Here is a 13,214-nt window from a genome sequence, read left to right as displayed (position 1 = left end):
TGCGAAGCCCTGCGCGTGTCCGGGTGCCGGACGGGTGCCGGACGGGTGCCGCCTGTGCCGGAAGCGACGGCGAAACAGAACAAGGCGATGCCCGGCGCGTCAACCAAGCTTCGGTCGGGAAAGATTGAGAAAATCGCCTACTGTGACGGCGATCCTCGACCAGTTGCGTACTGCCCCCCGGTCAGTACTCGGCAAGCTCCCCGGAGCCCCGAGCGACGACGACGAGACGCGGCGGCCGCTGCCGGTGTCGGGAATGCTGGCCGCCGCCTGCACCCTCGGTGTCGGCCTCGCCGTGCTCACCACGCTCACGCTCGTCGGCTGGATAGCCGCGCCGCGCGGCACCCTGGGCGCCGGGCTGCCCGGAGTCTTCCGTACGGCGGCGCAGCTCTGGCTGGCCGCGCACCACGCGGGCTTCGCGATTCCCGGCGGCCGGGTCGGTCTGCTGCCGCTCGGCCTGGTGATCCTGCCCGCCATCCTGCTCTACCGCGCGGCGCGGTGGATGGCCCGCGACGCCGACCTGCGGCTGCGCCTGCCCGCCCGGCTGCCCAAGAACAGCCCCAAGGAGCAGGCCGCGCGCGGCGGCGGGCCCAGCTCGTGCTCGTCGTGCAGGCGGGGGTGTCGCTGGCGGCCCCGTACGCGATGCTGGCCGGCCTGATCGCGCTCGTGGCCAGGAACGAGATCACCCAGCCGTTCATCGGCGAGGCGCTGCTCAGCCACTTCCTGCTGGCGTTCCTGGCCGGTTCGCTGGCCACGGCCAGGATGATCGGGCCGTGGCGGGTCATGCTGCGGCTGCTGCCCGAGCGCGTCCGCGCCCTCACCGTCGGCACGGCGGTGGCCACGGCGGTGCTGCTGGTGGCCGGGCTGGCGCTGGTGCTGCTCGCTGTCGTGCTCAACTTCGGCCAGGTCAGGCAGCTGTCGGAGGTGCTCTCGCCGGGGTTCGTCGGCGGGCTGCTGCTCATCCTGCTCCAGCTGCTCTACCTGCTGAACGCCGTCATCTGGGCGTTCTCCTACATCGCCGGGCCCGGGTTCGCGATCGGCGCGGACACCCTGGTCGCGCCCACGGGCGTGCAGCTCGGCACCGTGCCCAGCCTGCCGATGCTGGGCGCCCTGCCCGAGAGCGGTCCGGTGCCCGCGTGGATGATGGCCGTGATCGCGGTGCCGTTCGCGGCGGGCGCGGTGGCGGGCGTGACGGTGGCCCGCATCTCGCCGTCTCCGTCGTACGAGGCGGCGCCGCTGTGGGGGTTCCTGACCGGCATCACCAGCGGGCTGGTGGCCGGGGTGCTCGCGGCGCTGTCGGGCGGGCCGATCGGCGGCGCGCGGCTGGCCACGGTCGGGCCGTCGCCCTGGGAGGTGGCGCTGTCGGTGGCGCTGGAGGTCGGCGTGGCGGCCGGCATCTCCGCGGGTGTGACGAACCTGCTGCTGCTCAACAAGCGGGCCAGGAAGCCGCTGGACAAGGCCGCGGCTCCCGTACGGAAGGCCGGCGCCGCGCTGGCCAGGGCGGCGAGCAAGGTCGGGCTCGCCGAGAGCGACCCGCGCCCGCTGCCCGGTCACTGGCTCGACGCCACCGAGGCCGACACCCAGGAGATCCCCGTCATCAGGGACGACTGGCAGGACGAGCACGCGTCCGCGGAGGCCGAGACGCTGGCCCAGGCCAGGCCGCGGCCCGCGGGGCCGGACCCGTCGGTGCCCCGGCCGCCGCGCAAGGACATCGTGGACGAGTCGGACGACAAGGGAGGCCACGTGATCTACGTCGACCCGTACGCCTGGGACCGCGACTAACGCCCGTACGCATGGGACCGCGACTCGCGCACGTACGGCTGGGACCGCGAACAGCGGCCGTCACGGCCAGCGGCCATCACGGCCGCATCGCCCGGAGCGCACGTTACGGCTGCATCGCCCCGAGCATCTGCAGGACGTCGGCGGGAAGCTTGCGCTGGGCCGCCTCCTTGAACTCGGCGAAGCACTCGCCCTGCGAGGCCACCGTGCCTGCGCCCTTCATGCACTCCTGGTAGGCGGCGTATTCGTCCGCGAGATAAAGCTGCATGGCCGTGGCCATGGCCGACAGCACCAGCGCGAGCGAGGAGACGGTGATGCCGCCGACCGCCACGCCCGTGGGCTTGCCCTCGCTCTTGAGCAACGGCAGCGCCCGGATCCCCGCCATCAGCGCGAACAACGCCATGACCAGGCCCGCAAGGGGCAGCATGAACGTCATGGCCAGCGCTGCGATGGCCAACCAGATCGCTCGGCGGCCCGCTGACTCCGCGGGCTGCTGGCCTGCCGGTGCCTTCACCGGTGTCGACACCTGACCTCCTCTGCGTCGCCGGACGATGAACAGATACCCTGTGACCCCCACCCTGTTTCCTCACTTGGAGTGTGCGTGTCTAAGGCTGGGCGGCTCGTCGTCCTCGTCTCCGGCTCTGGAACCAACCTACAGGCCCTGCTGGACGCCTCCGCCGATCCGTCGTACGGCGCCCGCGTGGTCGCGGTAGGTGCGGACAGGGATGGCATAGAAGGGCTGGTCAGGGCCGAACGGGCGCAGGTCCCGACTTTTGTCGAGAAATTGGGTGATTACGCGACCCGAGATGAATGGGATCGCGCGATCGCGGCGCGTATCGCCGCGTACGAGCCCGACCTCGTCGTGTCCGCGGGCTTCATGAAGATCTTGGGCGCGCCCACCCTCGACGCGTTCCCCGTGCTCAATACCCACCCGGCGCTGCTGCCGTCGTTCCCCGGGGCCCACGGCGTGCGCGACGCGCTCGCCTACGGCGTCAAGATCACCGGCTGCACGGTGATGCTCGCCGACGAGGGCGTCGACACCGGGCCCATCGTGGCGCAGGCGGCCGTGCCCGTGCTTCCCGGCGACGACGAGGCGGTCCTGCACGAGCGCATCAAGCAGGTCGAGCGGCGCCTGCTCGTCGAAACCGTCGGCCGGATGGCCCGCGAGGGCTGGACGGTCAGCGGACGTATGGTCCGCATCGGCAACAACACAGGAGGGGAAACCACGTGACTCGCATCGCCATCCGGCGCGCGTTGATCGCCGTATACGACAAGTCCGGGCTCGAAGAGCTGGCCAGAGCCCTCGACGCTGCCGGGGTGGAGATCGTCTCGACCGGCGGCACCGCCGCCGCGATCTCCTCCTACGGCATCCCGGTGACGAAGGTGGAGCAGCTCACCGGGTTCCCCGAGTGCCTCGACGGGCGGGTCAAGACGCTGCACCCGCGCGTACACGCCGGGCTGCTCGCCGACGTCACCAAGCCGAACCACGTCGCCCAGCTCGAAGAGCTGGAGATCGACCCGTTCCAGCTCGTCGTCGTCAACCTCTACCCGTTCCAGCAGACGGTGGCCTCCGGCGCGTCCGACGCCGAGTGCGTCGAACAGATCGACATCGGCGGGCCCGCGATGATCCGCGGCGCGGCCAAGAACCACAACACCTGCGCCGTCGTCGTCGATCCCTCCTTCTACGGCGATGTCCGCAACGCGCTCGACGCGGGCGGCTTCACGCTCACCGAGCGCCGCCGTCTCGCCGGCATCGCCTACGCCCACACCGCCTCCTACGACGTGGCCGTGGCCAACTGGTTCGCGGGCACGTACGCGGGCGAGGAGGAGTTCCCGAGCTTCACCGGGTCCGCGTACGAGCGCAAGGCCACCCTGCGCTACGGCGAGAACCCGCACCAGCGCGCCGCACTCTACACCGCGGGCGAGGGCGGGCTCGCAGGCGCCGAGCAGCTGCACGGCAAGGAGATGTCCTACAACAACTACCTCGACGCCGACGCCGCCTGGCGGGCCGCGTGGGACTTCTCCGACCCCTGCGTCGCCATCATCAAGCACCAGAACCCGTGCGGCATCGCCATCGGCGCCGACGTGGCCGACGCCCACCGCAAGGCGCACGCGTGCGACCCCGTCTCCGCGTACGGCGGCGTCATCGCCGTCAACCGGCCCGTCACCGAAGAGCTGGCCAGGCAGATCTTCGACGTCTTCACCGAAGTGGTCATCGCGCCAGACTTCGACGCCGAGGCCCTTGAGGTGCTGCGCGGCAAGAAGAACCTCCGCCTGCTGCGCTGCCCCGAAGGCCCCGCCAACGCCACCGAGTTCCGCAGGATCGACGGCGGCCTGCTCGTCCAGACCACCGACCGCGTCGACGCCTCCGGCGACTCCGCCGCCCAGTGGGAGCTCAAGACCGGCGCACCCGCCTCGCCCGAGGTGCTCGCCGACCTCGAGTTCGCCTGGCGGGCCTGCCGCTCGGTGAAGTCCAACGCCATCCTCCTCGCCAGCGGCGGCGCCACCGTGGGCGTCGGCATGGGCCAGGTCAACCGCGTCGACTCCTGCCGCCTCGCCGTCACCAGGGCCGGCGAGCGCGTCGCGGGCTCCGTCGCCGCCTCCGACGCGTTCTTCCCGTTCCCGGACGGGCTGGAGGTGCTGGCTGAGTCCGGCGTACGGGCGATCGTGGAGCCCGGTGGGTCGGTACGTGACGCGGAGGTCATCGAGGCGGCCGAGAAGGCCGGCGTCACCCTGTACTTCACCGGCACCCGCCACTTCTTCCACTGACGGCCGAACGCCGCTGGAGTATTGACCACGAGCGTTGTTGACAGTGGGGCTTGATCATCGAAGAAGCCTCCGATGTGGTGAAGGTGTCGAATCTGCACCGCTCGGAGGCTTCATGCCCCACCGTGACGCGCGTCTGACCGTCACGCCCGCCGCGTGCCGGTCGAGCGGGTCCTGGCCGGGCGTCCGGGCATACGCATGGCGCCCCGGGCCTGCGCGGGTCGCTTGGGCCTATGTGGGCGTTCGGGCTTGCGTGGGTGGCTTGGGCGTGGCCGTGACGTCCGGGGGCTTGCGCCGTGGCGTGCAGGGACCCGCCCGGTGCGTGAGCGCCTCCACAGCAGCCTGGGCTACCGCAGCCCCGCCGACTACGAGACCATTGCCGCTACCTGACCACCACAACGACGGTGTCCGCCAAAACGGAGCAAGCTCAGGAGTGTCTAGCTTCTCTGCGGCGCGCAGGGCCGCGTGGCGTGAGGGCAGGTGGTTCGGGTGCCTTCCGGCGCGGTCAGATGCGTGGAGCGCCGTGGCGTGCGTGGGCGCCTGGTGCGTGAGCGCCTCCGGTGCGTGAGGCGCGTCCGGTGTGTGAGTGCCTCCGGTGCGTGCAGGCGCGGCTGGCCTTGTGCGGCGCGTGTATGGCTCGGGCGCTAAGGCGCGTTCTGGCGTATCGGAACGTCTCAGCGCTGAGGTGCGCGCGGCGCGTCGGGCGCATTCACCGAAGGGACGCCGAACGCTGGGTGCGTTCAGCGTCGAAACGCCGAACATCGGGCGTGCACGGAACCGACGCCGAGCGTTGGGTGCGTTCAGCGTCGGAACGCCGAACGTCATGCGCGCACCGCGGGACGCCGAGCGTTGGGTGCGTCAGCGTTCGGGACGCCGAACGTCGGGCGCGCACCGTGGGGACGCCGAACGTCGGGACGTAACCCGAACGCGCGTCGGGCGCGTTCAGCGTTCGGGACGCCGAACGTGGGGTGCGTTGAGTGCCGGAGGAGTAGAGCAGGGCCGGGGGCGACGCGCGAACCCGGGAGAACCGCTCCACGAGCGCCAAGGAACTTTGCTCAATCTTGTCGCTTTTATCCGTTTAATTGGCGATCAGTCGCTAACGGCGGTTAGCCTGAACTCCTCCTCCCCACCCGTCCTTCGGAGTTCCTCTATGGCCCTCGACACGTTCCTGCAGGCATTCATCACCCTGAACGGCCTCGCCACGAACCCCGTGGTCCTCGTGGTGCTCGCCCTCATCGGTGCATATCTGGGCGGACGCGTCGTGGAACTCATCCCGTACACCCGCCGCATCATCGAGCGCCGCGAAGCCCAGCTCGCCGAACGCGAGTAGACGGCCCCGCGCAGACGCCCCATCGACCCGCCCGAGCCCATCGACTCGCCCGAGCCCATCGACCCGCCCGAGTAGGCATCGAGCGGCACTCGAACCCCACCTCGGTGCGATCTCCGTAGACGGAGCACCCCTCTTCGTGCCCGCGGCCGTGATGCGCTGCGCTAGACGCACAACGACACCACCGAGGGGTGCGAACGCCCGTCCACCGGTCAGGTCGTTGACGCGAGTGCCTGCCAGGCCAGGTTCGCGGCCCCGGCCAGCCCGGCGCGGACCCCCAGCGTGCTCTGCTTCACCTGGACAGCCCGTACGAACGCGAGCCCGGCCACGTCATCGAGCGCCCGCTCCAGCGGATCGAACAGCACAGGGCCCGCCGCCGACACCCCGCCGCCGATCACCACCATCGTGACCTCGGCGGCGGCGGCCGTGGACGCGATCATGCCGGCCAGCGCCCTCGCACCCCGCTCGAACGCCTTGACCGCGATCTCGTCCCCGGCGGCGGCGTCCCGAGCCAGCGCCCGCGCGTCCGGCCGCTGCCCGTCGCCCTGAGCCTGGCCCTCTTCACCCTGGGCTTGCCTCCGTCCGCCCTGACCCCGGCTCTTCTCACCCTGGGCCTGCCCCTCTCCGCCTCGGGCCTGCCCCTCTCCGCCCTGGGCCTGCCCCTCTCCGCCCTGGGCCTGCCCCTCTCCGCCCTGGGCCTGCCGCTCTCCGCCATGATCGCGTGCCTCGGGGAGCCCTTCCCTTTGCACGCCTTCGTCGACGGGGGAGTCTGCGGAGCCGTTCAGGGAGGGGGACCAGCCGTTCTCCAGGGCCCAGCGCGTCATGTTCGGCCCGCTGGCATAACGCTCCACGCAGCCACGACCGCCGCACTCGCAGCGTTCGCCGTACGGGTCGATGCTCATATGCCCGACATGCCCGGCATTGCCTGTGGGGCCGAGGAGCGGGGCGCCGTCGATGACCAGACCGCCGCCGATGCCGGTCGACACCACGATGCCCAAGAGCGACGAACACCCGCGTCCGGCGCCCAGCCAGTGCTCCCCGAGCGCGAAGCACTGCGCGTCGCCCGCCAGCAGCGTCGGCAGCCCGGTGAGCTTGTGCACTTCGTCTCGCAGCGGGAACCCGCGCCAGCTCGGCATGTTGACAGGGCTCACGGTGCCGGTCGCCAGGTCCAGCGGGCCGGCACAGCCGATGCCGACCGCCTGCGGCTCGGGACCGCCGGCCGTCACCTCCGCGATGAGGGCGGCGAGGGCCGACATGACCTCCGTACGCGGGGTCGGCCGGGTCGCGGAGCGCAGGATGGCCCCCTGCTCGTCCACCAGCGCGGCGGCGAGCTTGGTCCCTCCGATGTCAATGGCAAGTACGCAGTTCATCAGTGTTTGTGGTGGTTGTCGGGCTGGCGAGGGTCGCCGGGATGCTCCAGGCCGGGTACGAGGGTGACCTTCCTGGCCCGCATGTCGTCGAGCCAGCGCGCGAACGCTTTCCGCCGAGCTGCGGCGAGCAGGTCGGCGTCGGGGCCGGTCGGCCGGGAGGTGTGTCGAGTCAGTGTCTGCACGGTTCCTTCCGGTACGTAGGGCTGCGCTGTGGCCTCGGCCGCCGGGGAGGGTGATGAGGCGACGGCTGCCGGAGGCTGTGCAGCGGTGTGGGCCGCCTGGATTGGTGGCGTGGCGGGGACCGTTCGGGTCGGTGACGAGGTGAGGACTGTCTGAGTCGGTGGTGCGGAGGGGGACATTGGGGTCGGCGGCGTAGTGGTGGCCGCTTGGGTGAAGGCCGTGGGTCCAGTCGTCCGCGCGGCGGGGCTGGTCGTCTCGGAGGCGGGGCTGTTCGTCTGAGGGGCGGGACCGGTCGTCTCGGAGGCGGGGCTGTTCGTCTGAGGGGCGGGGCTGGTCGCCTGGGGTGGCGTGGGTGTGGCGGTTGCCACGTGCCAGCCGAGGGTGTCGCGGACGGGGCCGACCAGGGTGTCGTACGGGTGGCTCTGCAGGGCTTCGGCGATCGCGGTGGGCAGGGAGTCGAGCGTGATCGGGCCGAGGGGTTCGAGGTCGGACGGCGTCGCCGCCTGCGCCTCCGCGAGGGTGTCGAAGAGGCGGTGGCGTACGTAGTGACGGGCCGGTTGCTCGGGAGCCGGTGGACGACGCCATTCCTCAGGAACGGTCACCGTGGCCGTGACGTGCTCGAACACGGCCCGCACCCAGGGGCTGCCGTTGTAGGCAGCCGCGTTGATCGAACCAAGTTCTACTGCGGCCACCCGATCGAGGGTAAGGGCTTCCGTCCCGCCCCTTACGCCCGGGTCTCCCAAGGCAGCGCCCGGCGCCGACGGCGAGGCTGGCGGCGAGGCCGGGGCTGGAGCGGGTGCTGGCGGCGAGGCCGGGGCTGGAGCGGGTGCTGGCGGCGAGGCCAGGGCAGGGGCGGGTGCTGACGGGGAGGCCGAGGTCGGCAGTGGCGAGGAGGCGGAGGTCGGTTGCGGTCCTGGGGTCAGGCCGAGGTCGGCTGCCGTGGACTCGCACAGGATCTCGGTGAGGATGACCTGGGTGAGCCAGCGGGCGAGCTGACGGTCCTCCGAGGTGCCGGGCGTGGGAAGGGCAGCCTTGAGGGGGCCGTTCCGCAGAGCGGCGAGGCGAGCGTCGAGGCGCTCGCGGGGGACCGGGCGACCATCCACCCAGCCGATCACCGACGTCGTGCCGTCTTTGGTCGGCCCGTCGGCCGGTGTGGTGGTGTCGTCAGCGGCCCACCCGCTGTTCGGTGTGGTGGTGTCGTCTTCGGTCCGCCCGCTGTTCGGTGTGGTGGTGTCGTCTCCGGCCAGCCCGCCGGCCGGTGTCGTCGTGTCGTCTCCTGACGGCACGACGGCCGGCGGCGTTCGGGTGTCCGTGTCCAGGCGGTGTGGCGGGGTCATCGGGTCACCTCCAGCCGTACTGCCGGTGCGTACTGGCAGCGGCCGAACCACATGACCTTGGCCAGGGCCCACGCGTGGCCGGCCGCGTGGTCGCGGGGGACCTCCACCGGGAACGACAGCTCGGTGGTGGCCCCGGCCGCCACGGTGAAGCCCTGGATGACCTCAGGAAGCATGGCCCAGGTGCCCCACGGAGAGGCCAGCTGGGCCTCGCCGCGGATCTCGTCGGATGTGGTGTTGGCGAGCCGCAAGGTGAGCCGGGCGCGGTCGCCCGGCCGCAGCGTGAGGGCGCCGGTGACCGGGGTGACGGACAGGCCCGTGGGACGTGCCGTGTCAGAGGTGGTGCCCTTGGTGGCGACGGACTGCTCGGGCCACGCGCCGGAGACCGGCAGCTCGGGGGCCGGGCCGATGGCCACGGTGGTGATGTCTTCGATGAGCTGCCCGTTCGTACGGGTGCGCGCGGCGATGAAGTGCAGGCCGGGCGCGGGCTCGGCAGGCAGCGCCACCGTGACGGGGAAGCGGACGTGCCCGCCGGGGGCGAGACGGAACGGGCGGGCCGACGGGGTGGCCGTCCAGCCCTCCGGGACGCGGATGTCCACGATGCCCTCGTGGGGGGCGTCCGTGAGATGGGAGGCCAGGACGACCTCCACCTCGAACGGCCCTTCCGGCGACTCCACGAGGCCCGGCGAGACGGCGATGGAGACCGGCAGGTAGCCGAGCGGTGCCGGGCCCTTGTTGTGCAGCCAGTAGCGGCTGTAGACGGGCTGGGCCTGCTCCGTCGTACGGGCGAGCTCGGGTGCCGTGGGCGGGAGCGGGGCGGAGGCGAGGTACGTGGCCACCTCGAACCCGCCCAGCTCGATGCTCGCCCCCGAGGTGGTGGCCGGAGCCCCGGGTGCCCCCAAGGTGGTGGCCGGAGCCACGGGCGCCTCCAAGGTGGTGGCCGGAGCCCCGGGCAGCCCTGTCGGCGTGGACGCGGGGGAGATGGGGTCTTCGAGGAGGGTGGCGGGGGTGAGGGTGTCGAGGGGGAGCACGGGGGAGGTCAGCTCGGCGCGGGAGCCCAGGCCGGTGGACTCGATCAGGCGGATGGTCACCGAGGAACGGGCCGAGGAACGAGCGGAGTCGCGCTCGCCCGCCTGGCCGGTCTCGCGCCCGGCCCCGCCACCGGTCACCTGCCCGGCCCCGTCACCGGTCCGCTCGTCGAGCCCGCCCCGCTCCGCGATGGCGAGCCCGTCCTGCTCCGCGATGGCGAGCCCGTCCTGCTCCGCGGTGGACAGGCCGTGGGCGTGCGGGTTGCCGGTGGCCTTGAGGGTGCTCAGCAGGACGTCGCGCTCCGGAGAGACGGTGAGCAGGGAGTGGACGGGCGGCAGGGAGCCTGATTGGGGCGCGTCGAGGACGCGGGTGTGGAGCGGGGTGATGTGTTCCTGGGCGGCGGCGGGCAGGCGCAGGGCGCGCCAGTCGCCGGGCCCGGAGACCAGGGAGTAGGAGAACTCGTGCGTCCAGTGCTGGAGCTGGAAGGCGGAGCCGTCGGGGGTGGTGCGGCGGGGCGGGTCGAGCCAGATGCCGGACGGCCAGCCGGTGCAGGATCGCATGAGCGACAGGTGGAGGGCGCCGGACGGATCGACGGCGAACCCGGGCAGCCCGTACGCGATCAGCGCCACCGTACGGTCTTCGAGCCGCTCGGCCCCCAGCGGGCACACGGCCTCGATGGTCGCGTCGGCCAGGTCGGCCACGAGGTCGGCGATGGGGTCGGTGACGATGAGGGCCGGGAGGGCGCGCAGGTCGCGCAGGTCGGCGCTGGGCTGCCAGGTCTCGGCCAGCGGGCGCTCGGCGGGGATCCAGACGCGGGCGGCCCCTTCGCTCAGCGCTTTGGCGTACGCCTCGTCGGACCTGGCGAGCAGCTCGGCGGCCACCGGGTTGGTGTCGGGGCCGCCCAGCACGAGGCGTACGTCGGGCAGGTTGGAGTCGACGTCGAGCCAGCCGTAGCGGGTGCCGGCGGCCGATGACGTGGTCGCGGTGACGCCGGCCCTGGCCAGCGCCACCACCAGGTCGCGGGCCTGCGGGGCGTCCTCGAGGGCGGGCACCACGACCTCGGCCACGCCGAGCGCGCGTGCGCCCGCCGCGCCCAGATCGACCTTCGCGGTGGCGGAGAGGCCGAACCAGGTGTTGGCCGGGTTGTCGAGCGTCCACGGATGCTCGGCGGTGTCGACGTCGGGCAGCGCGAAGCCGCGCCCCACCACCGCGCCCGAGACGTCGGACACCGGCAGCGCCCCCTCCACGCGGGCCGGGAAGCGCACTCGCAGCAGCCGGTCGGCGCCGGTGTGGTCGATGACGCGGGTGGTGAAGTCGATGCGGTCGGAGCCGGCCGGCAGGGTGATGACCTGCTCGTACGTGATCTCGCCGACCTGCCCCGTGACGATCAGCCGCTGACCGACCGGGCTGGCCTCGGCGCGGACACCGGTGGACGCCGCCTCCGACGAGCCCACGACGTGGCCGGTCGGGATGAGGTGCCAGGGACCCTCGCCCATGTCGGGATGCTGGGGGTATTCGTCGTAGAGGCGCAGCTCGTTGCCGGGGCCGGTGAGGAGCTCCTGGCCGGTGGCGCGGTCGCGGATCGAGGCGAGCGTGCCGCCCTTGGCGGGATCGGCGGTGACCTGCCAGCGGTCGTTCTCGATGGTGACGCCGGGGACGGGTTGCCACGTCTCGGGGGTGCCGGGCACCACGTCGTACGTGCGCCAGCCCACCGAGGGCACGTCGCGGGCCAGGAACGTGAGCGTGCCGTTCTCCGCCACGGCCGGGAGCGGGGCGCCCGACGCGTCGGCGGGCACGTGACCCTCGGGCAGGACGGCCGAGGCCAGGCCGTCGCGGGTGAACGGCAGCGTGTTGGCGACCACCACTCCAGGCGCCTCGGTCGCGATCTGGCCGGACAGGGCCGACAGCGCGTTGTCGCGGGCCTCGGCGGCCAGGTCGTACGCCTCGCGCCAGCCGGTCAGCAGGTCGATGTAGACCTGGTCGGACTCGGAGCCGGTGATGGCGTCGTGGTGCGCGCCGTAGGCGAGCTGCCGCCACACCTTGTCGAGCGCCGTGTGCGGGTAGCCGCCCAGCCCCAGCAGGTGGGCGAACGTGGCCAGCCGCTCGGCGTCCAGCGCCGCCACCTCGGCCGCGCGCTGTGCCTGCTTGGTGTCGATGTAGGAGACGTCTTTGCCGGTGTAGATGGGGTTCATGTCCCGCGTCTGCGGGCTGAACGACGACAGCCCGGCGCGTACGGCGTCGAGGAAGTCGCGCGGCGTGGCGCAGACGAATCGGGGCCAGACGTAGCGGGCGGCCCACGTGCGGTGGATGTCGGTCACCCACTTGTTGGGCGGGGTGTAGTCGGTGCCGACGGGAAGCAGGATGTTCTTCGTCGCGGCGACCGGCTTGAGCGAGCGGTAGAGGTCGTAGACCGCCTTGCAGGCCTCGTCGAGCGAGGCCGAGGAGTCCATCCACCAGCCTGCGGAGTAGTGGGCCGGCATGTAGTGGGTCAGCACGCCCTGCCCGGACGGCGCGATCCACTCGAACTCGCTGGGGAACTGCATCAGCGCCGCGTCGTTCTTGGCCTCTTTGAAGTTCTTACTGATCGGGCCCCACTGGTGGAACGGCCCGCGCGCCCACGCGCTCGCGGTCAGCCCGGCCGCCGCGAGGTAGCCGGGGAACTGCGGGTCGTGGCCGAACACGTCGAGCTGCCACGCCGTGCGCGGATCGCCGCCGAGGATGTCGCGCTGGTAGCCGATGCCGTAGACGAGGTTGCGGATCGTGGTCTCGGCGCCGGTGAGGTTGGTGTTGGGCTCGTTGTACGTGCCGCCGACCAGCTCGACCCGGCCTTCGGCCAGGAGCGCGCGCAGGTCGGCCCTGCGCTCGGGATGGGTGTCGAAGAACGGCTTGAGATAGTCGACCTCGGCCAGCACGAAGCGGTAGTCGGGGTCGCGCAGCGCCAGGTCGATGTGGGCCTCGACCAGGGCGAACGCGTTGCCCTCCCAGAGCGGCCTGGTGGTGGCGTCGGCCGACAGCAGCTCCCACGGGCTGGTGTAGGCGGCCTGGGTGTTCCACCACACCGGGTCGTAGTGGAAGTGGGACACCATGAACATCGTCCAGCCCGGCTCCTCGGCCGTGACCTCCACTTCCAGCGACTCGCCGTCGAGGGTGAGCAGGCACGGCACGGTCGTGCCCGGCGGGACCGACACCGCCAGCGGGACCTCGTGGACTCCCTCGGAGGCCGGGATCGTCACAGGACCGGCGAGGCGCACGCCGGCGCCGCGCAGCTCCAGCGAGGACTCGCGCTCGCCCGCCGCCACGGTGACGCGCAGGACTTGGTGCGGCTCCTCGGGCGAGCCGACGAACAGGTCGGTGGACTCGGCGGACAAGAGGCGGAACGACAAGGGGGACCTCCGGGCGCGCGTGATGCTGGCGCCGAAAACACTAAGCCTT

General features: G+C 72.1%; 9 protein-coding genes. 5 read left to right on the top strand and 4 right to left on the bottom strand.

The window, feature by feature from the left end; genetic code table 11:
- Window positions 1-163: 163 nt before the first annotated feature.
- Window positions 164-655 carry a DUF6350 family protein gene (locus WBK31_RS31075; protein ID WP_406673569.1) on the top strand — a complete coding sequence of 164 codons (492 nt, stop codon included), beginning with the start codon at window positions 164-166 and terminating at the stop codon, window positions 653-655.
- Window positions 595-1,779 (top strand): DUF6350 family protein, encoded by a 1,185-nt coding sequence (locus WBK31_RS31070; RefSeq protein WP_406673568.1) that lies wholly within the window; start codon window positions 595-597, stop codon window positions 1,777-1,779. Before WBK31_RS31075 ends, WBK31_RS31070 begins: the two co-directional genes overlap by 61 nt.
- A 103-nt stretch (window positions 1,780-1,882) precedes the next feature.
- Here the strand turns inward: WBK31_RS31070 and WBK31_RS31065 are convergent, their stop codons facing one another.
- Window positions 1,883-2,302, bottom strand: coding sequence for a hypothetical protein (locus tag WBK31_RS31065; protein ID WP_378786198.1), 420 nt, complete (start codon window positions 2,300-2,302; stop codon window positions 1,883-1,885).
- A 75-nt stretch (window positions 2,303-2,377) separates the two neighbouring features.
- Between WBK31_RS31065 and purN the strand changes: the two genes are divergently transcribed.
- The 3 genes from purN to WBK31_RS31050 all read left to right on the top strand — a co-directional run bounded on the left by purN (window position 2,378) and on the right by WBK31_RS31050 (window position 5,872).
- Complete coding sequence (gene purN, locus WBK31_RS31060) at window positions 2,378-3,007, top strand: phosphoribosylglycinamide formyltransferase (RefSeq protein WP_364068421.1); 630 nt, start codon at window positions 2,378-2,380, stop codon at window positions 3,005-3,007.
- Window positions 3,004-4,545 carry a bifunctional phosphoribosylaminoimidazolecarboxamide formyltransferase/IMP cyclohydrolase gene (gene purH, locus WBK31_RS31055; protein WP_378786201.1) on the top strand — a complete coding sequence of 514 codons (1,542 nt, stop codon included), beginning with the start codon at window positions 3,004-3,006 and terminating at the stop codon, window positions 4,543-4,545. The genes purN and purH overlap by 4 nt, the downstream gene beginning before the upstream one ends.
- Before the next feature lie 1,147 nt (window positions 4,546-5,692).
- On the top strand, window positions 5,693-5,872 hold the full coding sequence (locus tag WBK31_RS31050) for a hypothetical protein (RefSeq protein WP_364068417.1): 180 nt from the start codon (window positions 5,693-5,695) through the stop codon (window positions 5,870-5,872).
- A 209-nt stretch (window positions 5,873-6,081) separates the two neighbouring features.
- On the opposite strand, the gene WBK31_RS31045 is transcribed toward WBK31_RS31050, so the two are convergent.
- The 3 genes from WBK31_RS31045 to WBK31_RS31035 form a co-directional block, all read right to left on the bottom strand.
- On the bottom strand, window positions 6,082-7,239 hold the full coding sequence (locus WBK31_RS31045; RefSeq protein WP_364068415.1) for an ROK family protein: 1,158 nt from the start codon (window positions 7,237-7,239) through the stop codon (window positions 6,082-6,084).
- Window positions 7,239-8,111, bottom strand: a complete 873-nt coding sequence (locus WBK31_RS31040) for a hypothetical protein (RefSeq protein ID WP_406673567.1) — start codon at window positions 8,109-8,111, stop codon at window positions 7,239-7,241. The genes WBK31_RS31045 and WBK31_RS31040 overlap by 1 nt, the downstream gene beginning before the upstream one ends.
- A gap of 641 nt (window positions 8,112-8,752) precedes the next feature.
- The gene (locus WBK31_RS31035; RefSeq protein ID WP_406673566.1) at window positions 8,753-13,165 is read right to left on the bottom strand and encodes an NEW3 domain-containing protein; all 4,413 of its coding nucleotides are present in this window, start codon (window positions 13,163-13,165) and stop codon (window positions 8,753-8,755) included.
- Window positions 13,166-13,214 lie beyond the last annotated feature (49 nt).

Source organism: Nonomuraea sp. N2-4H (assembly GCF_045291505.1).
Taxonomy (GTDB): Bacteria; Actinomycetota; Actinomycetes; order Streptosporangiales; family Streptosporangiaceae; genus Nonomuraea; species Nonomuraea fastidiosa.
This window is presented reverse-complemented; position numbering and strand designations above follow the sequence as displayed.

Bases quoted from the DNA above. Each gene is read 5' to 3' on its own strand.
- WBK31_RS31050 (WP_364068417.1), top strand. From the start codon at position 5,693: ATGGCCCTCGACACGTTCCTGCAGGCATTCATCACCCTGAACGGCCTC.
- WBK31_RS31045 (WP_364068415.1), bottom strand. From the start codon at position 7,239: ATGAACTGCGTACTTGCCATTGACATCGGAGGGACCAAGCTCGCCGCC.